26 protein-coding genes are annotated in these 22,072 nt (G+C 70.1%); 19 read left to right on the top strand and 7 right to left on the bottom strand.

Annotated features, from left to right (window positions below; translation table 11 throughout):
* The first annotated feature begins 54 nt into the window (after nt 1-54).
* Nucleotides 55-903: an SRPBCC domain-containing protein gene (locus ACFWNN_RS26620; RefSeq protein WP_382442648.1), complete on the top strand. Its 849-nt coding sequence runs from the start codon at nt 55-57 to the stop codon at nt 901-903.
* Here the strand turns inward: ACFWNN_RS26620 and ACFWNN_RS26615 are convergent, their stop codons facing one another.
* Nucleotides 904-1,410: an SRPBCC family protein gene (locus ACFWNN_RS26615; RefSeq protein ID WP_382442647.1), complete on the bottom strand. Its 507-nt coding sequence runs from the start codon at nt 1,408-1,410 to the stop codon at nt 904-906.
* A 104-nt stretch (nt 1,411-1,514) separates the two neighbouring features.
* Between ACFWNN_RS26615 and ACFWNN_RS26610 the strand changes: the two genes are divergently transcribed.
* The 5 genes from ACFWNN_RS26610 to ACFWNN_RS26590 are packed head-to-tail and all read left to right on the top strand — an operon-like array spanning nt 1,515 to nt 4,983.
* Nucleotides 1,515-2,774, top strand: coding sequence for an ABC1 kinase family protein (locus ACFWNN_RS26610; protein WP_382442646.1), 1,260 nt, complete (start codon nt 1,515-1,517; stop codon nt 2,772-2,774).
* A 31-nt stretch (nt 2,775-2,805) separates the two neighbouring features.
* On the top strand, nt 2,806-3,723 hold the full coding sequence (locus ACFWNN_RS26605) for a hypothetical protein (protein ID WP_382442645.1): 918 nt from the start codon (nt 2,806-2,808) through the stop codon (nt 3,721-3,723).
* Nucleotides 3,720-3,926: a hypothetical protein gene (locus ACFWNN_RS26600; RefSeq protein ID WP_382442644.1), complete on the top strand. Its 207-nt coding sequence runs from the start codon at nt 3,720-3,722 to the stop codon at nt 3,924-3,926. The genes ACFWNN_RS26605 and ACFWNN_RS26600 overlap by 4 nt, the downstream gene beginning before the upstream one ends.
* On the top strand, nt 3,926-4,453 hold the full coding sequence (locus tag ACFWNN_RS26595; RefSeq protein WP_382442643.1) for a nitroreductase family protein: 528 nt from the start codon (nt 3,926-3,928) through the stop codon (nt 4,451-4,453). The genes ACFWNN_RS26600 and ACFWNN_RS26595 overlap by 1 nt, the downstream gene beginning before the upstream one ends.
* 41 nt (nt 4,454-4,494) lie before the next feature.
* Entirely contained in the window at nt 4,495-4,983 is a 489-nt protein-coding gene (locus ACFWNN_RS26590; protein ID WP_382442642.1) for a hypothetical protein, read from the top strand.
* A gap of 42 nt (nt 4,984-5,025) precedes the next feature.
* Here ACFWNN_RS26590 and ACFWNN_RS26585 read toward each other — a convergent pair whose 3' ends face one another.
* Complete coding sequence (locus tag ACFWNN_RS26585; RefSeq protein ID WP_382442641.1) at nt 5,026-5,610, bottom strand: PadR family transcriptional regulator; 585 nt, start codon at nt 5,608-5,610, stop codon at nt 5,026-5,028.
* 179 nt (nt 5,611-5,789) lie between these two features.
* On the opposite strand from ACFWNN_RS26585, the gene ACFWNN_RS26580 reads away from it, so the two are divergent.
* A complete protein-coding gene (locus ACFWNN_RS26580) occupies nt 5,790-6,977 on the top strand; it encodes an FG-GAP repeat domain-containing protein (RefSeq protein WP_382442640.1) in 1,188 nt (395 codons plus the stop codon).
* Between the two features lie 10 nt (nt 6,978-6,987).
* Here ACFWNN_RS26580 and ACFWNN_RS26575 read toward each other — a convergent pair whose 3' ends face one another.
* Complete coding sequence (locus ACFWNN_RS26575) at nt 6,988-7,377, bottom strand: VOC family protein (protein ID WP_382442639.1); 390 nt, start codon at nt 7,375-7,377, stop codon at nt 6,988-6,990.
* Nucleotides 7,378-7,534: 157 nt separating this feature from the next.
* Here ACFWNN_RS26575 and ACFWNN_RS26570 point away from each other — a divergent pair, with 157 nt between their 5' ends.
* Together ACFWNN_RS26570 and ACFWNN_RS26565 are read left to right on the top strand one after the other, a co-directional pair.
* A complete protein-coding gene (locus ACFWNN_RS26570) occupies nt 7,535-8,539 on the top strand; it encodes an ATP-binding cassette domain-containing protein (RefSeq protein ID WP_382442638.1) in 1,005 nt (334 codons plus the stop codon).
* Nucleotides 8,536-9,339, top strand: a complete 804-nt coding sequence (locus tag ACFWNN_RS26565; RefSeq protein ID WP_382442637.1) for an ABC transporter permease — start codon at nt 8,536-8,538, stop codon at nt 9,337-9,339. Before ACFWNN_RS26570 ends, ACFWNN_RS26565 begins: the two co-directional genes overlap by 4 nt.
* A gap of 219 nt (nt 9,340-9,558) precedes the next feature.
* On the opposite strand, the gene ACFWNN_RS26560 is transcribed toward ACFWNN_RS26565, so the two are convergent.
* Complete coding sequence (locus ACFWNN_RS26560; protein ID WP_382442636.1) at nt 9,559-9,990, bottom strand: ester cyclase; 432 nt, start codon at nt 9,988-9,990, stop codon at nt 9,559-9,561.
* A gap of 261 nt (nt 9,991-10,251) precedes the next feature.
* Between ACFWNN_RS26560 and ACFWNN_RS26555 the strand changes: the two genes are divergently transcribed.
* The gene (locus ACFWNN_RS26555) at nt 10,252-11,475 is read left to right on the top strand and encodes an FG-GAP repeat domain-containing protein (RefSeq protein WP_382442635.1); all 1,224 of its coding nucleotides are present in this window, start codon (nt 10,252-10,254) and stop codon (nt 11,473-11,475) included.
* Nucleotides 11,476-11,592: 117 nt separating this feature from the next.
* On the opposite strand, the gene ACFWNN_RS26550 is transcribed toward ACFWNN_RS26555, so the two are convergent.
* Entirely contained in the window at nt 11,593-11,982 is a 390-nt protein-coding gene (locus ACFWNN_RS26550; protein WP_382442634.1) for a VOC family protein, read from the bottom strand.
* A gap of 133 nt (nt 11,983-12,115) precedes the next feature.
* On the opposite strand from ACFWNN_RS26550, the gene ACFWNN_RS26545 reads away from it, so the two are divergent.
* From ACFWNN_RS26545 to ACFWNN_RS26510, 8 genes are all read left to right on the top strand, one after another.
* Nucleotides 12,116-13,321, top strand: coding sequence for a cytochrome P450 (locus ACFWNN_RS26545; protein ID WP_382442633.1), 1,206 nt, complete (start codon nt 12,116-12,118; stop codon nt 13,319-13,321).
* Nucleotides 13,318-13,920, top strand: a complete 603-nt coding sequence (locus ACFWNN_RS26540; protein WP_382442632.1) for a hypothetical protein — start codon at nt 13,318-13,320, stop codon at nt 13,918-13,920. Before ACFWNN_RS26545 ends, ACFWNN_RS26540 begins: the two co-directional genes overlap by 4 nt.
* A gap of 2 nt (nt 13,921-13,922) precedes the next feature.
* Nucleotides 13,923-15,116, top strand: coding sequence for an ABC1 kinase family protein (locus tag ACFWNN_RS26535; RefSeq protein WP_382442631.1), 1,194 nt, complete (start codon nt 13,923-13,925; stop codon nt 15,114-15,116).
* 89 nt (nt 15,117-15,205) lie between these two features.
* The gene (locus tag ACFWNN_RS26530; protein ID WP_382442630.1) at nt 15,206-16,096 is read left to right on the top strand and encodes a cytochrome D1 domain-containing protein; all 891 of its coding nucleotides are present in this window, start codon (nt 15,206-15,208) and stop codon (nt 16,094-16,096) included.
* A gap of 60 nt (nt 16,097-16,156) precedes the next feature.
* Entirely contained in the window at nt 16,157-16,810 is a 654-nt protein-coding gene (locus tag ACFWNN_RS26525) for a winged helix-turn-helix transcriptional regulator (protein WP_382442629.1), read from the top strand.
* Between the two features lie 120 nt (nt 16,811-16,930).
* Nucleotides 16,931-17,476 carry a hypothetical protein gene (locus ACFWNN_RS26520; RefSeq protein WP_382442628.1) on the top strand — a complete coding sequence of 182 codons (546 nt, stop codon included), beginning with the start codon at nt 16,931-16,933 and terminating at the stop codon, nt 17,474-17,476.
* Nucleotide 17,477: 1 nt separating this feature from the next.
* The gene (locus tag ACFWNN_RS26515; protein ID WP_382442627.1) at nt 17,478-18,002 is read left to right on the top strand and encodes a DUF6239 family natural product biosynthesis protein; all 525 of its coding nucleotides are present in this window, start codon (nt 17,478-17,480) and stop codon (nt 18,000-18,002) included.
* 138 nt (nt 18,003-18,140) lie between these two features.
* Nucleotides 18,141-19,205, top strand: coding sequence for a cobalamin-independent methionine synthase II family protein (locus ACFWNN_RS26510; protein WP_382442626.1), 1,065 nt, complete (start codon nt 18,141-18,143; stop codon nt 19,203-19,205).
* A gap of 18 nt (nt 19,206-19,223) precedes the next feature.
* Here ACFWNN_RS26510 and ACFWNN_RS26505 read toward each other — a convergent pair whose 3' ends face one another.
* Nucleotides 19,224-20,438 (bottom strand): putative glycoside hydrolase, encoded by a 1,215-nt coding sequence (locus tag ACFWNN_RS26505; RefSeq protein WP_382442625.1) that lies wholly within the window; start codon nt 20,436-20,438, stop codon nt 19,224-19,226.
* A gap of 165 nt (nt 20,439-20,603) precedes the next feature.
* On the opposite strand from ACFWNN_RS26505, the gene ACFWNN_RS26500 reads away from it, so the two are divergent.
* A complete protein-coding gene (locus ACFWNN_RS26500) occupies nt 20,604-21,161 on the top strand; it encodes a TetR/AcrR family transcriptional regulator (RefSeq protein WP_382442624.1) in 558 nt (185 codons plus the stop codon).
* Here the strand turns inward: ACFWNN_RS26500 and ACFWNN_RS26495 are convergent, their stop codons facing one another.
* Nucleotides 21,162-22,070 (bottom strand): PDR/VanB family oxidoreductase, encoded by a 909-nt coding sequence (locus ACFWNN_RS26495; protein ID WP_382442623.1) that lies wholly within the window; start codon nt 22,068-22,070, stop codon nt 21,162-21,164.
* Between the last annotated feature and the right edge of the window lie 2 nt (nt 22,071-22,072).

The following is a 22,072-nucleotide window of genomic DNA, read 5'->3' as shown; positions in this document are numbered from 1 at the left end:
GAGAACCGCTGGAGAACCGACGCAGCATGGAGTTGACGACGGGAGGTGCCTGCGATGGCAGACAAGGTGTTCGTGAAGGCGATGGTGTTCGCCCCCGCGCCGGCGGTGTACCGGGCGATGACCAACGGGCCGTCCCTGAGCACGTGGTTCGCCGAGCACGTCGACGTCCGGCTGGACGACGGCCGGTTCGAGTTCTGGGGGAGGCACACGCCGTTCGGTGACGCGCCGCGGCAGACGAACGTGGCGGCGGCGCCGGGGCGGCTGAGGTTCGACTGGGAGATCGAGGGACTGCCCACGGCCGTCGAGATGGCGGTGCGGCGGACGGGCAGCGGCGACACCACGGTGTCGGTGGTGCACGAGCCGGTGCCGTTCTGGGGTTTCGACAAGGCGAGCATGAACGACTTCTGGGGTATCGCGGTCGGCAACCTCGCCAACTTCACCGAGGGGCGCACGCTCGCTCCCCGCCCCGACTACACGGTCGAGTGCGGGGAGACGGCGTTCGCGTCGATCGTGATCGACACCAGCGCGGACGTGGTGTTCGCCGCGCTGCTCGACCCGCTCGCGATCGACCGGTGGCTGCCCTCGGAGTCGGTGGTCGAGCCGTGGGAGGGCGGCCGGTACGAGTTCGGCTGGGACCACGGCCCGATGACCGTGGTCGACCTCGAAGCGCCGCACCGGCTCGCCTACACCTGGCACAACGAGGGCTGGCCGGACACCCTGGTGAGCTGGGAGCTGACCGAGGAACCGGACGAGGGCACGCGGATCGACCTGCGGCACAGCGGTTTCGTGGACGGCAGGCCGTCCGACGGCTACCGGCTCGGCTGGCAGAACCTGCTGATCAGCCTGCAGCGCATGCTGGAGATCGGGGAGCGGTGGCAGGCGCCGCAGTGGCGCCACCGCTGATCACTCCCGCAGCCAGCCGAACTCGGCCGCCATCGCCCGCAGGGTCGTGTCGATGTTGTGCAGCAACACCCCGCGCCGGAACTCGTAGAGCGACTCGGCGTGGTCCGGCTCCGTCTCCATGGCGGTGACGAGGTGGCTGCCGCCGGCCCCGTGGTGGAACGACTGCGTGATCAGCGTTCCGCCACCGGGCCGGTCGGTCAGCTCGTACCGCCAGGTGGAGGACGGCAGCGACGGGTCGTGCAGGCCGACGACGATCCAGGAGAACGTTCTCGGCTGCCGCACCTCGATCACCTCGCACGTCACGTCCCACTCCCACGAGCCGGCCTGGTTGCGGGCGAAGAACTTCGTGCCCGGCGCGGCGGCGGTCGCCCCGTCGAGCCACTCGACGTGCACGCATTCGGGACTCCACCGGGGGACTCTCGTCGGATCTGTCACAGCGTCGAACACCTCGTTCGCCGGAGCGTCGACTTCCAGTTCGACGGTCAGGGCGAGGGCGGTCACGTCCACGGCGCTTACCTCCGGTCGATGGATCACCTTGCAGGCTAACGCAAACACGATCCGCGCAACCTGGAACAAGTGTTGTCCTGTCGTGGGGTCCTATAACCGTAGTCATGTTCCAGAGCGTTCAGGTGGTCCTGCGCGCGATCGCCGTGATGTCGATTTTCCTGTGGCACTTGGCTTTCGCGCTTCCGTCGATCCTGCGGCGCGACTACTCCGGCCGGGCCCGCCGGCTGGTGGTCGCGCTCGGTCCCGCGTTCGTGAAGGGCGCGCAGTTGCTGAGCACTCGGCGGGACGTGCTGCCCGCCGAGTGGTGCGAATCCTTGGCGGACTTGCACGATCGCGTGCCGCCTATGCCACTTCGCTTGGCACGAAGAACGTTGCGCCAAGCCTACGGAGGTGAACCACCGTTCACCGTTGACTGGGACTCGGTGCGCAGCGGCAGCATCGCGTGCGTGTACCGGGCCACGCTCGACGGCCGTGCGGTGGCGGTCAAGGTGCGCAGACCTCGTGTGCGCCAACTGATCCAGCGGGACTTCGCGATCATGCGCGCCGGTGCGTCCGTGATGTCGAGGCTGCCGTGGTTCCGCGGGCTGCCCGCGGTCGCGGTGCTGCGCCAGATCGGGGACGCCGTGGCGGCGCAGGCCGACTTCGAGGCGGAGGCGGAGGCGCTCGCGGAACTGCGGTCGCTGCTCGCCGACGTCGGCTACCTGCACATCCCCGAGCCGGTGCCCGAACTGGGCGCGGACGGCGTGCTGGTGATGGAGTTCGTCGACGGGCTGGTCCCGCTGGTGGCCGCGGAGACGCCGGCGGAGCGACGGTCGGAGCTCGCGCGCCGCGTGCTGTTCTGCGTCTACCGCATGCTCTTCCTGGACGGGCTGGTGCACTGCGACATGCACCCCGGCAACCTCTACCTGGGCCGCGACGGCCGGATCGTGTTGCTGGACGCGGGGTTCGTGGTGCGGCTGGAACCGCGGGTGCGGCGGCTCTTCGCCGAGTTCTTCATGCACATGGCGCGCGGCGACGGGCCGCACTGCGCGGAGATCCTCCAGGAGAGCGCCGAGGGGATCGCCGAGTGGGCTGACGTGGCCGCGTTCCGGCGGGGCACGATCGCGTTGATCGAGGAGTCGAGCGGGCGCAACGCCCGTGACTTCAGCCTGGTCCGGTTCGCCACGCGGCTGTTCGACCTGCAGCGCGTCAACGGGTTGTTCGCGGCGCCCGAGTTCATCTTCCCGTTGCTGGCCCTGCTCGTGCTGGAGGGCCGGATCAACGAGCTCGACGAGGAGGTCGACTTCCAGGCCGAGTCGATCCCCGTGCTGACGAAAGCCGTCATGTCCGGCCTGCTCAACAACGGTTCGCGGGTGCGGGGCTGACGGCCCTTCCCCTCCTCGACAGGAGCAGAGCATGCAACCGACCTACCTCCCCGATCCGGCGTTGCGCAACAGAGGCCGGCTGGTCGCCTGGAGCACGCTGGCGGGGTTCGTGCTGACGGTGATCTGGTCCGCGCCGTTCGTCGACCGGGTCATCGGCGACAGCGTGGCGAACGCGATGCTGGGCCACGACGCGAAGGCCACGCCGCTCGACGGGGTGGTCGCGGGCGTGCTGTTCGCGTTCGTCACCGGGCTGGCCGGGTCGTTCACCGCGTGCAACATCGCGGTGTTCGGCGTGGTGACGCCGCTGGTGGACCAGGGGCGGGAACGGCCGCGCTGGAGCGACTCGCTGCGCGCGTTGTGGTGGATCTGCGTTGGCGCCGTGGGGATCTCCGCGGTTTACGGCGCGGTGGTCGCGATCGTGGGCACGTCGATGCCGCAGTTCTCGACGGCCGCGTCGGTCGCCGGGGTGCTGAGCCCGCGCCAGGTCCAGTCGATGATCGTGTTCGGCCTGATCGGCGTCGCGTTCATCTACCTCGGGCTGGCGGCGCTGCGGCTGGTGCCGGACCCGTTCGCGCGGATCCGGCAGCGGCATCCGGCCGTACCGCTGGTGGTGATGGGCGTGCTGATCGGGGCGTTGCTGATCGGGCGGCCGTTCCCGCTGTTCCGGATGATGTTCCGGCACGCGGCGGAGAGCGGGAACGTGTTCTACGGCGTCTCGGCGTTCGTGTTGCAGTCGTTGGGGAACCTGGTGATCGCCGGTGTGGTGTTCCTGGTGCTGGCGCACGGCACGGGTGGCCGGTTCCAGCGCTGGCTCGCCCGCAAGCCCGGTCGCACCGCCCGGATCACGGCGTCGGCGTTCCTGGTGTTCGGCGTGTTCACCTTGCTGTACTGGGATCTGCGATCCCTCGGCAGGGCCGGGCTCATCTGGTACCCGGCGGTCGGGTGGTGACGTCCGTGCTCCGGGCCTGCGCGGGCGTAATGCTCGTGTCGTGGGCCGAGATGGCGTTGCGGGCGGGGCAGATCCACCTGTTCCACATCCCCGCCGGTGAGGCGCGCGGCCTGCTCGGCGTGGTGTTCCCGTGGCTGCTGTCGTTCGAGTGGACCTACCTCGGCCTGGCCGTGGTGGCCTGCCTGCTGCTCTCGGTTCCGTGATGTCCGGTCCCGGAATCCCGCAGGAGGCGTGCGCGCGGCTGTTCGAGGCGGCCCGGTTCGCGGAGTCGGCCTGGAACCGGCAACCGTGGCGGTTCGTCCTCGGCAGGTGCGCCGACCCGACCTACGAGACGCTGGCCGCGGCGCTCGCCGAGGCCAACCGCGCCAAGGCCGCGACGGCGGTGGCCCTGGTGCTGGCGACGGTCCGCACCACCGACGAGGCCGGCGAACGGATCCGCGGCACCGAGTACGAGCTGGGCCTGGCGGTGGGGGCGCTCACCGCCAGGGCCAGGGCCGAGGGCCTGCACGTCCGGCAGTACGGAGGCTTCGACCGTGCGGCCGTCCGGTCGGCCCTGCAGGTGCCGGACTCCCACGCACTCGTCACCGTGATCGGCCTGCGCTGGGCCCGCCCCGACCGCGGCCCGGCGACGAGAATGTCGTTGTCCGACCTCGTCTTCTCCGGCCGCTGGGGCACACCCGCTGATCTCGCAACCGGGAAGAGACGCTTCTCCGCCGAATCACGATACTGAGAAACAAGATCTTGATTCATCTGGCCGGGGAATGGCGTGCGATGGACTTTCTGCAGCTGGGCGGGCCCGTAGCGGCGGTGATCACGGCGTTGTTGAGCTTTCTGGCAGCGCGCCGGATGATCAGGCACGAAAGAGCCAAGGAAGACGTGCGGCACGCCGAACAACAACGCGAGGAATCCCAGAACCGCCAGCGCGCCGCCGACAACCTGGTCGACCAGGCCCGCGCCGCCGTCGCCTCGGAACGGGACCAGCTCCTCGGCCGCTGGCAGCAGACCCTCGACGAGGCGAACGAGGAACGGCGCCGCCTCGTCGAGGACCACCGCGTCGAGATCGAACGGGTGCGGCAGCAGGCGCGGTGGGAGATCGACCGGGTGCGGCGGGAGTCGGCGATGATCGTGACGCAGCTGCGGGCCCAGTTCGCGGAGCGGATCGACGAACGGGACCAGCCCCGCCGCGTCGAGTCCGGCCGCGAGCCGCGGCGGCTCGACCAGGGAGGGAAGCGGCGGGCGGGCGGCAGGGACCAGGGGTGAACGGCTCCGCTGCTGCGGCGCGGGCCGGGCGGCCCAGGCCCGTCAGGCCTGTTGCCCCGCCTCGCCCTCCAGCCGGTCCAGATCCGCGAGCACCGCGTCGATCGCCGTGATCTCCGCCGCGAAGTACGACGACCCCCACGTCGCCACCAGCGCCGGGTAGGGCAGGCGCTGGTCCAGTTCGGTGCGGAGCTCGGTGAGGCCGGACGACTGCTCGACGGCCCAGTCGCGGTACTCGGTGAGCACCTCGCGCAGGCGGGCGTGGTCGGTCTGGTGGCCGAAGAACAGGCGCAGCGCCACCGAGTGCTTCAGCAGGGGCGGGCCGACCGGGGCGTGGTCGAGCCACTCGCGGAACACCTTCAGGCCCGCCTCGGTGATGCGGTACAGGCGTTTGTCGGGGCGGCTCTTCTGCTCCTCGACGTGCACCTCGACCAGGTCGTGCTGCAGGAGTCTGCGCAGCTCCAGGTAGATCTGGCTCTGCGCGGGGCTCCAGTAGAAGTAGCGCATGTTCATGGCCCACTTGCGGAGGTCGTAGCCGGTGAGCTCCTGGCCGAACGACAGCAGGCCCAGCACCGCGTACGCCGTGGCGGGCAGCGCCGGGTCCTGGCTGGGCACTTCTTCCTGCGCCACGGTGTCTCCTGCGTCCTGACGTGCGGTGAACGGCTTCCGGACAGTCTGCCATCCCGCGCTGTGTCCTAAGCGGACGCGCGGGGCGGGCGGGTTTGGCAAGGCGGAACAAGCGCCCCGCGCGGGCACCGGGTTATCAATCGAGGTGAGCGAACCAGGACTACCCCGCGAGGAGAACCCCGATGACGCAACACCTGTTGGCGCGGCGCAGGAAGACCTCGGCGGCTGTGATCGTGTTCACGGCGGCGCTCACCTGTGCCTGCACGGTGGGAAAGGACAAACCGGACGCTCCGGCCACCACCGTGACCATCCCGACCGAGCCGGCGGGACAGCGGTTGTCCTTCGCCGCCGCGGGAACGAGTGCGGTGGGGGACAACCCGCGGGCGATCTCGGTCGCCGACTTCGACCGCGACGGGGTGCTCGACCTCGTCACCGCGAACCTCGGGCCCGGCGACGGCTCCGTGCTCTTCGGTGACGGCAAGGCGGGCTTCCGCGAGGTCGTGACGATTCCCTCCGGACCGGCCGCGCTGCGCAACGTCACGGCGGACGTCGACGCCGACGGCAACATCGACGTCGTCACCATCAACGTGAGCGACGAGACCGTGACCGTGCAACGGGGTGACGGCAGGGGCGGGTTCACCGCGCCGACCGTCCACACCGCGGGCGACGGTCCGTCCGGTGTGGTCGCCGCCGATCTCGACGGCAACGGCAGCCTCGACCTCGCCACCGCCAACTACGACGGCGACAACGTCAGCATCCTGCTCGCGGACGGCAACGGCGGGTTCGCCGAGCCGGTGCACCTGCCCGCGGGCAACGGTCCCGCGGACATCGCCGCCGCGGACTTCAACAACGACGGCAAGATCGACCTGGCGTCCGGCAACCACCACTCCGACGACGCGGGAATCCTGCTGGGCAACGGAGACGGCACGTTCGCGCCCGTCGTCTCCGCGAAGTCCGGCAACGGTCCACACGGGATCTTCAGCGCGGACTTCAACGGCGACGGCAACGCGGACCTCGCCACCCCCGACTACGAGGGCGACACCGTCTCGGTGCTGATCGGCGACGGCCGGGGCGGGTTCGCCGCGCCGCTCGTGCTGCCGGCGGGCGACGGGCCGACCGGCATCGCGGCCGCCGACCTCGACGGTGACGGCGACGTCGATCTCGCGTCCTCGAACTTCGAGTCCGACGACGTCTCCGTGTTCCAGGGCGACGGCAAGGGCGGGTTCGGTCCCGCCACGACCGTGCCCGCCGCCGACGGCACGATCAAGATCGTCGCGGCCGACCTCGACGGCGACGGGAAGATCGACCTGGCGACGGCGAACTCCCACGCCGACAACGTCGTGGTCCTGCGCAACACGACGGCGGGCTAGCCCCACGTGGTCACGCGTCCGGCCTGGTGGGTTCCCAGAGCTCGAACCAGTTGCCCTCCGGGTCGCACGCCCAGGCGAACCGCCCGTAGTCGTACTCCTCGATCTCGTCGCGCACCGGAGCTCCGGCGGAACGCAGCCGCGCCAGCAGGGCGTCCAGGTCGGTCACCCGGAAGTTGATCATCACCTGCTGGGCGGGGTTGTGGAAGTACTCCGTGTCGGACGGGAACGGGCCCCACACCGTCGGCCCGGCCTGCTGGTCCCACATCCGGGTCTGTTCCCCGGTGTCCTCGCCGTCACCGGGGCTGATCGGAATTCCGAGGTGGTCGCGGTACCAGCGGGCCTGCGCCCGCGGGTCCTTCGCCCGGAAGAACACGCCACCGATGCCCTGGACCAGGTCCACGTCGCCTCCTGAAGATCATGTCCGGCATGTCCGAAGAGTGCTGAATGTGTGACAAACAGTCATACCGATTGTATGATGTTTAGTCATATGCGGCCCAGTGGGGCGCGCGGTGTCCGGAGGGGTGAGCGGGCTCGTCGAGCCCGGCAGAGAGGCGATGATGACCGCAGCGATCGTGGCTCGGGAAGTCGTGAAGAGGTACTCGTCGGTGACGGCACTCGACGGCTTCGACCTCGAGGTCGCCGAGGGAACGGTGATGGGCCTGCTCGGCCCGAACGGAGCGGGCAAGACGACAGCGGTCAGGATCTTCGCCACCCTCATCGAGCCGGACAGCGGCCACGTCGAGGTCGCGGGGATCGACGTGCGGGCCAAGCCGCGCGCGGTGCGCGAGGTGATCGGCCTGTCCGGCCAGTACGCCGCGGTCGACGAACTGCTGACCGGCTACGAGAACCTGGAGCTGATCGGCAGGCTGCACCACCTCGGCAAGAAGGGCGCGAAGGCGCGGGCGGAGGAGCTGCTCGAGCAGTTCGGCCTGACCGAGGACGCGGGCAGGCGGCTGAAGGAGTACTCCGGCGGCATGCGCCGGCGGATCGACCTCGCGGGCGCCCTGGTGCGCCGGCCGAAGGTCCTCATCCTCGACGAACCGACGACGGGGCTCGACATCCGCGCCAGGGAGGCCACCTGGGACGCGATCGGGGAGCTGGTCGCGTCGGGCAGCACGTTGCTGCTCACGACCCAGTACCTGGAGGAGGCGGACCGGCTCGCGGACCGCATCGCCGTGCTCGACCACGGCAAGCTGATCGCGAACGGCACCTCGGACGAGCTCAAGGACCAGGTGGGCGGTCACCGGCTGGAAGTCGCGCTGAGCGACGCCGCCGACCTCGACCACGCCCGCACCGTGCTGGCGCCGATCGGGCACGGCGAACCCGTGGCCGACGTGGAGGAACGCCGTCTCGTCGTGCCGATCGCGGCCGCCGGCGGTGTGCTCGTGGAGGGCGTGCGCAGGCTCGACATGGCGGGCATCGAGGTCGTCGACGCGTCGGTGCGCAGGCCCACCCTGGACGACGTGTTCCTCGCCCTCACCGGGCACAAGGTGGACCAGCCCGAGCAGAACGGTCAGGGCGTCAAGGCCGAGGAAGCGAAGAACGAGGAGCCCGTTCGATGAGTGCGGTGGGACTCGCCGTCGGTGACGGCGTGGTGCTGGCGAAGCGGAACCTCACCAGGACGCTGCGCGTGCCCGACCTGATGATGTCGTCGCTGATCATGCCGATCATGTCGACGCTGTTGTTCGCCTACATCTTCGGCAGCGCCATCCAGGTGCCCGGGGTGTCGTACACGGAGTTCCTGCTCGTCGGCGTGTTCGTGCAGACGGTGGTGTTCAACTCGGTGATCACCGGCTCGGGGTTGGCCGAGGACATCCAGAAGGGCATCGTCGACCGGTTCCGGTCGTTGCCGATCTCGCCCTACTCCGTCCTCATCGGACGGACGATCAGCGACCTCGCCAACAACGTGCTGTCGATCGTCGTGATGGTCGCGACCGGACTGCTCGTCGGCTGGCGGGTCGACAGCTCGGTGGGGGAGGCGGCGGCCGGATTCCTGCTCCTGCTGGCGTTCGCGTACGCGCTGTCGTGGGTGCTCGCCGTGGTCGGGCTCTCGGTGCGGGCGCCGGAGGTCGTGACGAACGCCAGCTTCATGATCATCATGCCGTTGTGCTTCATCGCCAACACCTACGTGAGCCCCGAGGGCTTCCCGTCGGTGCTGCGGGTGATCGCCGAGTGGAACCCGGTGTCGGCGGTGACGCAGGCGGTGCGGGAGCTGTTCGGCAACACCAACCCCGACTTCCCGCCGGGAGCCGCGTGGCCGTTGCAGAACTCGATCCTCGCGTCGGTCCTCTGGATCGTCGTGATGCTGGTGGTGTTCGTGCCGTTCGCGACCAGCCGCTACCGCAAGGCCGTTGCCAGGTAGGGAATCCGGCCCTCCGCGCGCACCAGAACGACTGCGCGCGGAGGGCTTTCCTCCGGCTGGTGGTGTGGCTCGGAACGTTGCCGGGGGAATGCGCGGTCAGACGGGTGCGTCGTGGTGCCGCCCCCACGTCCTCGTACTGGTTGTACGGGGGCGTGGGGGCGGTGCCGCGAGGCGCCCTGCTGAGCGTGGATTACCTCGCCGACGTTCCGAGCCGCACCACTAGAACTTCAGGCCGAGCTGGGTCGCCACGGTCAGGAAGTCGTAGTACAGCGTGCCCTTGCTGATCCTCCCGTCGCGGAACTCGTAGAGCTCGCAGCTCAGGCCGCGGATCCGGTTGCCGGTCGGCGGGTGCTCTCCGCCGCCGGGCAACGGGAACGGCGCGGTGTGCGTGCCCTCGTTCACGACCTCGGCGACCGCGAAGTCGCCCTTGATCACGAGGGACTGGATCGTGGTCCTGGCGTCCGGCAAGGGGATCCGGTTCGCCACCTGGCGCTGCTTCCAGCCGGCCCGGCCGCGCACGACCTCGCCGGACGGCACGTCGAGGCCCTCGTAGTCCTCGGTGAGCAGCTCGCTCGCCGCGTCGAGCTCGTTCTCGTTGAACCTGTCGTACAACGCGCGCAGCGTCTCTTCGTTGCGGAGTTCGTTCGTCACGCCGGTGTCTCCGTCCCGACCCGCGAGCAGGCCGTGTGCAAAATCGCCGAGCTTTCGGCCGAATGATTCGATGTCGGTCATATCTCCCCGTTTCCAGGCAGGCTCACGACCCGTTCTACGGCCCGTGCCGCGCTCTTTCTTCTTACGGCGTGCGCAATGTGCTGGGAGCGCTCTTTGTGTTATGGCAAGCCAGAAAAAGCCTGGTCCACGCTCCGAAGCTGACACTGGAACTCGCAGCGGATCGAGTGCGAGGAGAAGTACATGGGCGTCGCAGCGCGTGTTTCCCGAAAAGTGTCGGTGTCACTGGTGGCGGTCGTGCTGGTCGCCGGCTGCACCACGAAGTCCGAGCAGCCGAACTCACCGCCGGGCAGCACCGTGCCGTTGCCACAGCCGACGGCGGTCGTGCCGCCGGCGGGCACCCCGGCGCCGGTGCCGCCGCCCGCCACGCAGGCGACGTTCGCCGCGGCCGCGCCGTTCAAGGCCGGTGACGCGGCGGCGGACATCCTCGCCGCGGACCTCAACGGCGACGGCGCTCTGGACCTGGCGACGCCCAACTACAACTCGAACGACGTGGCCGTGATCCTCGCCGACGGCAACGGCGGGTACGTGGCGCCGCTGATCCTCCCCGCGGGCCGCACCCCCAACGGCCTGGCCGCCGGTGACTTCAACTCCGACGGCAAGCAGGACCTGGTGGCGGCGAACCTCGGCTCCGACGACATCTCGCTCTACCTGGGCGACGGCACCGGGAAGTTCGGCGCGCCCACGACGTTCCCCGCCGGCGACGGCCCGGCCCGCGTCGTCGCGCGGGACCTCAACGGCGACGGCTTCCTCGACCTCGTCACGCCGAACCTCAACGGCGACGACGTGACGGTGCTGCTCGGCGACGGCAAGGGCGGGTTCGCCGGTCCCGCGCACCACCCGGCGGGCGACGGCGCGCTGCGACTGTCCGTTGTGGACCTCGACGGCGACGGGAAGCTCGACCTCGCGGTGTCGAACTACAACTCCGGCGACATCACCGTGCTCAAGGGCGACGGCGGTGGCCGGTTCGGCCCGCCCACGGCGTTCCGGGCAGGCGACACCTCGGCCGGTGCGGCGATCGCGGACTTCAACCAGGACGGCGCACTCGACGTCGTCAGCGCGTTGTACGAGGTCGACCAGATCGCCGTGCTGTTCGGCGACGGCAAGGGCGGCTTCGGCGGGCCCGTCGTGCTCGGCTCCGGCGAGCACCCGTCCGACACGGGCGTCGGCGACTTCAACGGCGACGGGTTCATGGACATCGTCGCGCCCAACTTCGACTCCGACGACGTCAGCCTGCTGCACGGCGACGGCAAGGGCGGCTTCTCCGCCCCGGTCAGCATCAAGGTGGGCGCCGGCGCGCCCGCGATCGTGGTCACCGACTTCAACGGTGACGGCAAGGCCGACTTCGCCACCGCGGACTCCCTCGCGGACACGGTGTCGGTCCTCCTCAACACCACCGGCGGCTGACGCCGGCCCCAGGGCTCTCTCGTCCCCCAGCCCGGGGCCTGGCCGCGGCCGCCGCACCAGAAGGGGTTCCCAGGCGAGGTGTCGTCACCCTCGGCTGGGAACCCCTGTTTCGCGTTGCTACGACGACCAGAGACCGACGTGGTTGCCGTCCGGGTCGCGGATGACGGCGCACAGGCCGTGCGCACCGCCGATGTTCATCAACGGCCGGTGCAGCGTCGCGCCCGCCGAGAGCGCCAGGTCGATCGTCGCCGGGATGTCGTCCACGTGCAGGTACAGCACGCTGGACTCGCGGCCGGCGGGCTCGTCCGGCGTGGCCGTGCGGGCGATGCCGCCGTTGCCGCTCTCGCCGTTCGCCGTCGTGATGACGAGGTAGCCGTCGAGGCTGTCGTCGGCGTCGCCGAGCGGGGCGAACGTCCACCCGAACACGGTGCCGTAGAACTCCGCCGCCTTGGGGACGTCGCGGACGTGGATCTCGAACCACGCCAGTGCTCCACGCGGAAGTGACATGGGGGATCTCCGTTCAAGATCGCTGTAGCAAAGAAGATCTATGTCGGAAGTTAGCTATCGAGCGAACGTTCTTTCGTTGACTCAGTATATGAAAAATAAGTAATCTTGGGTCCTCTGGACAGAGGAGTTCGCGGTGACCCAGCTCGCCGGACCACCCCTCCCCGTCGCGTGCTTCGACCCCTCGGCCGCCGAGGTCCAGCGCGACCCCTACCCCTACTACGACTGGCTCGTGCGCAACGACCCGGTCCATCGCGGCGTGAACGGCATCTGGTTCGTGTCGCGCTACGACGACGTGCGCGCCGTCCTCGGCGAGGATCGCCTGGTGCGCCAAGGCATCCGGGACTTCTGGTCGCAGCTGGTCGGGCCCGGTCCGCTCAGCGGCATCCTCAGCAGGACCGTGCTGTTCCAGGACGAGCCCGACCACACCCGGCTGCGCACGCTGATCATGCCCGCGTTCGCGCCGCGCGCCCTGCGCGTGCTGGAGACCGAGATCGACGGACTCGTCGCCGGTCTCGTCGATCCGTCGCGCGGCGAGCTCGACGTCATCAACGACCTCGCGTACCCGTTGGCACTGGGCGTGATCTCCCGCGTGCTCGGCCTGCCAGCCCAGGACCGGGATCGCCTGCGCGCGTGGTCGTTGCGCATCGGCCCGACGCTCGACCTCGCGACCGGCCCCGCCGAGATCGCCGACGGCCAGCAGGCGATGGCCGAGCTGACCGCGTACCTCACCGACCTGATCGAGCACGGCACGCCCACCGGCCTGCTCGGAATCCTCTGCGCGGACGGGGAGACCACGCGCGAGGAGATCATCGCGATGGTCGTCACGCTGATCTTCGCGGGCCACGAGACCGTCACCAACCAGATCGGCAACGGCGTGCTGGCGCTCGCCGCCCACCCCGAGCAGCTCGACCTCCTGCGCGCCCGGCCCGACCTCGTGCCCGGCGCCGTCGAGGAGATCCTCCGCTTCGACTCGTCCGTGCAGTCCAACAGCCGGCAGCTCGCCGAGGACCTGGAGCTGGGCGGGAAGACGGTGCGGCAGGGCGAGCTCGTGGTCGCGCTGATGGGCGCCGCCAACCGCGATCCCGCGCGGTTCGCCGAGCCCGGCCGGTTCGACGTCACGAGGACCGGCGTGCACCCGCTGTCGTTCGGCAGCGGGATGCGGCACTGCGTCGGCGCGGTGCTCGCGCGGTTCGAGCTGGTCGCGGCGTTCCGCGCGCTCGTGCGGCTGCCCGGCTGGCGGGTGCCCGATCCCGGCGCGCTGAAGTACCAGCGCAGCACGATGTTCCGCGGCGTGCTGTCCCTCCCACTCGCTTTCGAGACCCCGAGGAGCAAGCCATGACCACCGAGGCCTTACCCGACCGCTCCGACCCGTTGGTGGTGCCGGACAGCCAGCACCACGTGGGCCTGAGCATCCGCGGCCAGCTGACCGTGCTGTTCTCCGACGGTGAGACGCTCGACTGCGCCGACGTGAAGGGCCTGAGCGCGGTGCGCAGCTCGCAGGACGTCACGACGCTGCCCGACGGACGGCCGCGCATCGCCGTGACCCGCCTGATGACCCACTTCCACTCCAACGAGACGGGCCTGCTGATCCAGCAGAACCCCGCCCGCCCCAACCTGGGGATCCTGACCGGGCTGGAGCCCGGCGGAGTGGAGGCGCTGCTTCCCGCGGACGTCGTCTTCGAGCAGTACCTGATCATCAGCCTGCGCGGCTCGCTCTACCTCAACCTCGACCCGCTCGTCATGGAGGCCAAGGGGATCACGACGTTCCCGCCCGTCGGCACGACCTTCCTGTCGCGCACGCCGACGACGTTCTACGACGTGACCGAGCTCGACGGCGGCCTGCACGCGACCTCGGCGGGGGACGCGAAGCCGCGGCTCGCGCTGGCGTCGACGAGCGTGTGCGGCAGCCACGTGACCCACGAGATCCCCTCCGGCTGACCATGCGCGTCGCGGTCGTCCTGCGGGCCTGCGAGGTCCTGGCACTGGTCACGGCGACGGGCGTCCGCGCGCTCTTCTCGCGCCGGCGCGCGGACCTGCTGGCGGACGTGGTCGTGCGGCTCGGCCCGACGTTCCTCAAGGTGGCGCAACTGCTCTCCACCAGGGTGGACGTGGTGCCCGTGGAGGTGTGCCGCGCACTGTCCCACGTGTACGACGATCTTCCTGTCGTGCCGGTGAGCGTTGCGGTGCCGAGGTTCCCGGAGCGGCTGCGCGCGGATCTCGTGGCGGTGGAACCGATCGCCGCGGGCAGCATCGCGTGCGTGTACCGGGGCGAGCTGCGGGACGGCCGCCACGTCGCGATCAAGGTGAGGCGGCCCGGCATCGGCCGGGTCGTCTCCCGCGACCTCGCGCTGCTGCGCGGACTCGCCCGCCTCGCCGAGTCGTGGCGCCTGCTGGGCGGCATGCCGGTGGTCGACGTCGTCGCGGAGGTCGCGGGCGCGGTGCGGCAGCAGCTCGACTTCGACGCGGAAGCGCTGGCGTTGCGGGAACTGCGGGCGAACCTCGCCGTCGTGCCCGGCGTCCGGGTTCCCGAGGTGCTCGGCGCGTACGGCGGCCTCGGGGTGCTGGTCATGGAGCACTTGCCCGGGCTGCGCGACGACACCGTTGCGGCACAGGCGAAGCGCGACGCGACGATCACCGCGCTGCGGGCCGTCTACCAGATGATCTTCCTGGACGGCCTGGTGCACTGCGACCTGCACCCCGGCAACCTGTACCCGCTGCCGGACGGGTCCGCGGTGATCGTCGACGCGGGCTTCTGCCGCCGGATGAGCGACGCCGGGAGACGTGCCTTCGTCGAGTTCTTCTACCGGATGACGCGGGGTGACGGCGCCGCGTGCGCCGACGTCGTGCTCGCGACGGCCACCGCCACCGACAGGTCGGATCCAGTGGCGTTCCGCGCCGCGATGATCGACCTGGTGGAGTCGGCGATGCGGGACTCGGTCGCGGACTTCGACCTGGTGCCGTTCACGGTGAAGCTCTTCGCCCTGCAACGGGAACACGGGCTGTCCGCCGATCCCCGTTTCGTGTTCCCGATCCTGGCGCTCGTGGTGCTCGAAGGCACGTTGCGCGAGGTGTGCCCGGACGTCGACTTCCAGACCGAGGCACTGCCGTTCGTGTTGCGCGGCATGATGATCTGACCGCACGCCCGCTTCCCGCAACCGGCGAGAAGTTCCGGACCACCGGCATGGTCAGAGTGGATCTCCGGAACTGCGGGAAGGGGCGGGCGATGAGCCGGCACGAACGGTTGTACGTGGCGCACACCACGGCGAACCTGGTGTCCGTTGTGGACACCGAGACCCAGGAGACGCTGACGACGATCGAGGTCGGCGCCTCTCCGTTCCGCGTCGTGGCGAGTCAGGACGGCACCCGCGCGTACGTGACGAGCATGGGCGCCGGCCGGCTGACCGTGATCGACACGGCGACGGACGAGGTGGTCGCCACCGTGCAGGTCGGCGAACGCCCGCTGGGGGTGGCCGCGCTGCCCGACGGCTCGCGCGTGTACGTCGCCAACCAGGGTTCCGGCACGGTGTCCGTGGTCGACACGGCCACGCACACCGTCGTGGCGACCGTTCCGGTGCAGGACGAGCCGAACGGCCTGACCGTCGCCGCCTGCGGGTCGCGGGTGTACGTCGCGAACGACGGGTCCGACTCGGTGTCGGTGATCGGCGTGGCCGCGGACACCGTCGTCGCGACGATCTCCGTGCTGGACACGCCGTACACGCTCGCCACCACGCCGGACGGCACCCGCGGGTACGTGGCCGGGTTCGACGCCGGCACGGTCGCGGTGCTCGACCTCGTCACGAACGAGCAGTGCGGGCGGCTCCGGCTGGGCAACGGGCCGTCCGGGGTCGTGGTCAGCCCCGACGGCACGCGGGCGTACGTGTCGCAGTTCGCCGCCAACGCCGTGGCCGTGCTGGAGCTGCCGGCCGAGCAGGTGATCACCGTGATCCCGGTCGGGAGGGGACCGCTGGGGGCGGCGATCAGCCCGGACGGCGCGCGGCTGTACGTGCCGAGCTTCAACGAGGGCACCGTGTCGGTGATCGACGCCGCGTCCGGGGTCGTGACCGGTGTGCTGCCGGTGAGCCGGCCGATGTCGGTGGCCGTGGTGGCGCGCTGAGTTCCAGGTGGACCGTCCCGACTCGGTGTTAAAATCTGTAGCGAGTTCGGGGACGGTGGGATGGCTGCGGCGAAACGGGACTACGGGCAGTTCTGCGGGCTGGCCGCGGCGCTGAACGTCATCGGCGAGCGATGGACGTTGCTCGTGCTGCGCGAGCTGCTGATCGGGCCCGCCCGCTTCACCGAGCTGGCCGCGAACCTGCCGGGCGCCGGGCCGAACCTGCTGGCCGAACGGCTGCGCACGCTCGCGGAGCACGGCATCGTCGGGCAGACGCTGCTGGAGGACGACGGCCGGGCGCGGCAGTACCACCTGACCGAGCTGGGGGAGCAGCTGCGCGGGCCCGTGCTGGCGCTCGCGCACTGGGGGCTCGGGTTCCTGCGCGAGGAGGACCGGACCGGCGCCGTCCGGGCGGAGTGGGGCTTCCTCGCCGTGCAGGCGATGGTCGACGAGGGCGCGATCCCGGACGTCGACGAGACCTACGAGTTCCAGGTGGGCGCCGAGCCGTTCGTGATCGAGGTGCGCGGCGGCGCGGTGGCGTTCGGCCGCGGCCACGCCGAGGAACCCGACCTGACGGTGGAGTGCGACGCGGACACGTTCGTGCGGATCGGCGCGCGGATGCTGTCGCCGTTCGAGGCGATCGCGACCGGGGACGTGCGGATAAAGGGGAAAGCGGAGTCCGTGCGCCGGTGCGTGCAGATGCTGGGCCTTTCCTGAATTCTACCCATTGCGGAAAAGGGCGCGCGGTTGTTCGCGCAATCTGGGAGAAGGGGTGTGTGTTCTTGGGTCGGTAACGTCCGGCTGACTCGTCGCTTCCCGGATGGAGCTGACAAACCCATGACCACTCACGCCGGGGCGTGGCCGGCCGCTGGTTCGCTCAACGAGCGCTGGCACCGTCTCGCTCTCAACCTGTTCACATTCGTGGTGATCGCGCACTGGGCCGAGCACCTCGCGCAGGCATTTCAGATCTTCGTGCTCGGCTGGCCCCGTCCGCAGGCGGGAGGTGTGCTCGGCCTCTGGTTCCCGTGGCTGGTCTCCTCCGAATGGATGCACTACGGCTATGCCATCGTGATGCTCGTCGGTTTCTTCGCGTTGGCGCGCGGATTCACCGGACGGGCGAAGAAATGGTGGAAGATCGCGCTCTGGATCCAGTTCTGGCACCACTTCGAGCACCTGTTGCTGCTCGTTCAGGCGGTGACCGGCCGCAACCTGCTCGGTTATCCGCAGCCGATGAGCATTCTGCAGCTCGTGCTGCCGCGGGTGGAGCTGCACCTGTTCTACAACGCGATCGTGTTCGTGCCAATGGTGGTCGCCGTGTACTTCCACCTGAGGCCGTCGCGGGAGGACCGGGCCGCCATGCGCTGCACCTGCGCCGGCGCCTGACGTGCACGACCACGGCACGTCGGTGCCCGTGCTCGCCGGGCCGATGGTGCTCTTCCTGCTGCTGTACTTCTCGATCCCGGTGGTGGCGGGCTACGCGCTGATGCGGGTCACCTCGCCACCACCGCGCCGGGTGGACGCGCTGCTCGTGACGGGCGCGTCCGTCACGGCGTTCGTGATGGCGATGATGCTCGTCCCGGCGTTCGGGTTGCCGCAGCAGGTGACCGTGCTGCTGCTCGCGGGCGTGATAGTGCCTTTCGTGTTGTGGTGGAAGGCGATCCGCCTCCTCGAACGGGTGATCACGGTCGCGCCCTGGCTCGTGGCCGCCGCGACCGTCACCGCACTCGCGCGTTTCCCCGTCGATCCGCCCGGTGCTCTCACCGCCGGACTGGCCGCCGTCTCGTGGCTGACCTTCTGCGTTCCCCGTTCGCGGCGCGGCCGGGTGCTGGTGCGGATGACCGCGGGAACGCTCGCGCTCACCCTCGCCGCGATCGTCGGAAAGGTCGCCACGGCCGGTGGCTGGCAGTAGCCGCCGACCGGCAGTTTGCTCCACCACACGAGTGGATCAGCATCGAGCGGCGATGTTTCTCCACGATCACACTGCTAGCTTCGGGCGGAATTTCCGAATTGTCGCGCACGTCGAGTTCGACGTTCTTAAGGGGAAATCGTGCTTATTCCAACCGAGCCGATCGGCAGCATTCCCAGGCCTGCCGAGCTGGTCGGGGCGCAGGCCGCGTTCGCGTCCGGCCAGATCGGCCGCGACGAGCTGGACGCGGTGGCCGAACGGGCGCTGGCGGACACCGTCAACCGATTCGAGGCCACCGGTTCGCCGATCGTCACCGACGGTGAGCAGACCAAGTCGAGTTTCGCCACCTATCCGCTCGACGGTGCCACGGCACTCGGTTCCGGCGGCGCGGTGATCCCGTTCGCCGACGGTCATTCCCGTCAGCTGCCGTTGCTGACCGAAGGCCCGTTCCGCTACGCCTCGTTCGCCGAGACGTATTTCCACGCGGCCAGGAAACACGCGAGTCGCCCGGTCAAACAAGCGGTGATCGCACCCTCTGCGTTGAGCCTGCTGTACCCGGCCGACGGCATCGCCGGATATCCGCGCGAGCAGTTCATCGCCGACCTCGTCGACCAGAGCGAGGCCGACATCCGCCGCTGCCTCGACGCGGGCGCCGACTCGGTGCAGCTCGACTTCACCGAGGGCAGGCTGTCGCTGAAGCTCGACCCGAGCCGCGGTCTGCTGGGCAGCTTCGTGGACCTCAACAACCAGGTCCTCGACCGCTTCACCGCCGAGGAACGCGCCCGCATCGGCATCCACACCTGCCCCGGCGGCGACCAGGACTCGACCCACAGCGCGGACGTCGACTACGCCGAGCTCCTGCCGGACCTCTTCGCCCTGCACGCGGGCCGCTTCTACCTCCAGCTCGCGAGCGAGCCGGACCGTCGCCGCGTCCTGCAGATCGTCCGCGACCACGCCCCGGACGACGCCCAGGTGTTCGTGGGCGTGATCGACCCGATCGACCCGCGCGTCGAGACCGCGGAAGAGGTGCGCGACCGCGTGCTGGAGGCGGCCGAGTACATCCCGGTCGAGCGGCTGGGCACGTGTGACGACTGCGGCTTCTCGCCGTTCGCCGACGACGTGTCGACCTCGCGTGACACGGCGTTCGCGAAGATCGCCGCCCGCGTGGAGGGCACCGCGCTGGCGAGGGCCGCGCTCGGGACCTGAGTCACCCGGCGTCGCGGGTCAGCAGTTCGCGCGCAGCACGACGCCGGTGGTACCGGGCATGCTGACGGACGTGACGGGCTTGCCGTCGTGGTTCTGGTAGGTGCGCTGGAGTTCGACGGTCGTGGGTGGCGTGTCGGTCGGCTTCGCGTTGACCAGCGCGATGCCGCAGGTGAAGTCGCGGCGGAACAGGCGGTCGCCGACGGCCCGGTAGGCGCCCGCCGGGTGGCCGAGGTTCCAGTCGTACTCCGGGTGCCACGCCGTGGGGTCGGCGTAGCCGTCGGTCTTGGCGATCTCGGCCATCGCCGCGTTGCCGCTGGTGGTCATGTACAGACTGGCCAGCGCGTAGCGGAACGCCCTGGTGTCGCCCGCGTCGAAGTGGGGCTGCACCCAGGTCATCTTGCCGCTGGACTCGTTCACGGCGATCTCCGCGACCTGCCTGCGCCAGCCCTGCGGGTAGTCCTCCAGCAGGCGGTCGCTGGAGAACGTCAGCCACCACTCGTCGAACCCGCCGTCGAGGTAGGCGCCGTACGCGTCCCAGCCGCCGTCGTGCAGGCGGGCGTTGGTGAGGTTGCCGACCGACAGCAGGCCCGCGGCGGTGAAGCCGGCCTTCACCTCGGCGAGCATGCCCTTGTAGGCGTCCTGGAACTTCGCGTTGTCCGGGTACTTCGGCGGGCACACGCCGGGGTGGTAGGTGTCGCACGTGTACAGCGCGTTGTCGAGGAACACGCCGTCGAACCCGGTGGCCTTCGACGAGCTCACGACGGCCGCCGTCCACGCCTTGCGGTAGGCGGGGTCGCCGACGTCCATCTGCCAGTGGTCCCGGTAGCCCGCGTACTCGAGCTTCTTGCCGTCCGGTCCTTTGAGGAACCAGGCGGGGTCCGCCGCGCAGTACCCCAGCCCGGTCGGCAGGTGCGCGTCGTCCTTGCCGTTCTTGCACGCGTACGACCGGGTCGACGACAGGTCTTTGTAGACGTACACCTTCACGGAAGGGTTGGCGGCCTTGAGCTTCTTCAGGATGTCGCCCTCCCACGCGTTCAGCACGACGTGGGCGCGTCGCTTGGCCTCGGTGGCGATCGTGGCGTCGGACACCGGCGTGCTGTTGAGGTGCAGCCAGAACGACTGCGTGCGGGCGGCCGGTGCGGTGGTTCTGGGGGTGGTGGCCTCGACCGGCCCGGCCACGAGACCGGCGAACAGCATGGCCACCGAGAGAATCTTGCCTGTGTGTTCAAGCATCGTTCCTCCTGGCTCTGGAGAGGTGCTGCTGGACTACCCCGTTCCAGAACACGCCAGTGCCGGTGAATCGGTAAACCACCTGTTGCGGTCAGCGGCCGTCGCGAAAGGACACCGTGAGTGCGCCCGCCCCGGCCTATTTGACTGATTGTTCGGTAACATGGAGGGATGGCACGACCTCCCTCCATCGACGAAGCCGACCTGCTCATCGCGCTGACCGCGGTGTTCCGCGAGAAGGGCTTCGACGGCACCGCGATCGGTGACCTCTCGACCGCGTCCGGGCTGCAGCGGGCGAGCCTCTACCACCGGTATCCCGGCGGCAAGGAGGAGATGGCGGAGACCGTCCTGGCCAAGATCGGCGAGACGTTCGGCTGGATCCTCGCGCCGATGAAGGAGGACGAGGACGTCGCGCGGGGCATGGCCGAGACCGCCCGCCGGATCGGGGACTTCTACGGCGCCGGGGCGCTGTCGTGCGTGCTCGACACGATGACGCTCGGCGGGACCCCGCAGAAGATCCGCGACCAGGCCCGCGCGCTCGCGCAGGCGTGGATCGACGCGATGACCGAGGCCGCGCAGCGGGCGGGACGGCAGCCGGTGGACGCGCAGCGGGCGGCCAGGGAGGTCTTCCTGCGGATCGAGGGCGCGCTCGTGCTGGGCCGCGTGATGGGGGACCACACGGCGTTCGCCGAGAGCATCGAGCAGCTGCCGAAGCTGCTGATGCCCTGATCAGAGGTCCAGCACCAGCCGCGCGCACCGGGAGCGAGACACGCAGATCATCATCGTGTCCACCGGCGCGGAGTGGTCGAGGTAGTCGTCGCGGTGCTCCGGCACGCCCTCGACCACCCGCGTCTCGCACGTCCCGCAGAACCCCTGGGTGCACGAGTAGTCCGCCTCGACCCCGGCGTCCAGCACCGCGTCCAGCACGGAGACGCCCTCCTCGACCCGGACGTCCACTCCGGACCGCGCGCAGTGGACGTCGAACGCGCCCCCGTCCTGGGGCGTGCCCGCGGTGAACCGCTCGACGTGCAGCGTGCCGGGTTCCCAGGCGCGGCAGGCGTTCTCGACGGCCTCGACCATCGCGTCGGGGCCGCAGCAGTAGACGGCGGTGCCGGCCTCCGGCGTGGCGAGGACCTCGGCGATCGGGACGCGGCCGTCCGCGTCGCGCGCGAAGACGTGGACGCGGTCGCCCAGCGCTGCGAGCTCGTCGGCGAACGCCATCGAGGAACGGCTCCTGCCGCCGTACCAGAGGGTCCACGGGATGCCGGCGCGTTCGGCCGCGGTGATCATCGAGGCGATCGGCGTGATGCCCACACCGCCCGCGATGAACACGTACCGCTCGGCGGGCTCCAGCTCGAAGAGGTTCCTGGGTGCGCTGACGGTCAGCGAAACGCCCTCGAACGCCTGCGAGTGGAGCCAGGACGAACCGCCCCGGGACGGCTCCCCGAGCAGCACCGCGATGCGCCACTCCTGGTCGTCCGGGTCGCCGCACAGCGAGTACTGGCGGGTCAGGCCGTTGGGCAGCGTCACGTCGACATGCGCGCCCGGACGCCACGGCGGCAGCTCGTCGCCGGACTTGAGCGTCAGGGCGACGACACCCGTCGCGACGGTGGTCCTGGCGGTGATCGTGACGTTCATGC

The organism is Lentzea sp. NPDC058450, assembly GCF_042721395.1.
Lineage (GTDB): Bacteria > Actinomycetota > Actinomycetes > Mycobacteriales > Pseudonocardiaceae > Lentzea.
This window is presented reverse-complemented; position numbering and strand designations above follow the sequence as displayed.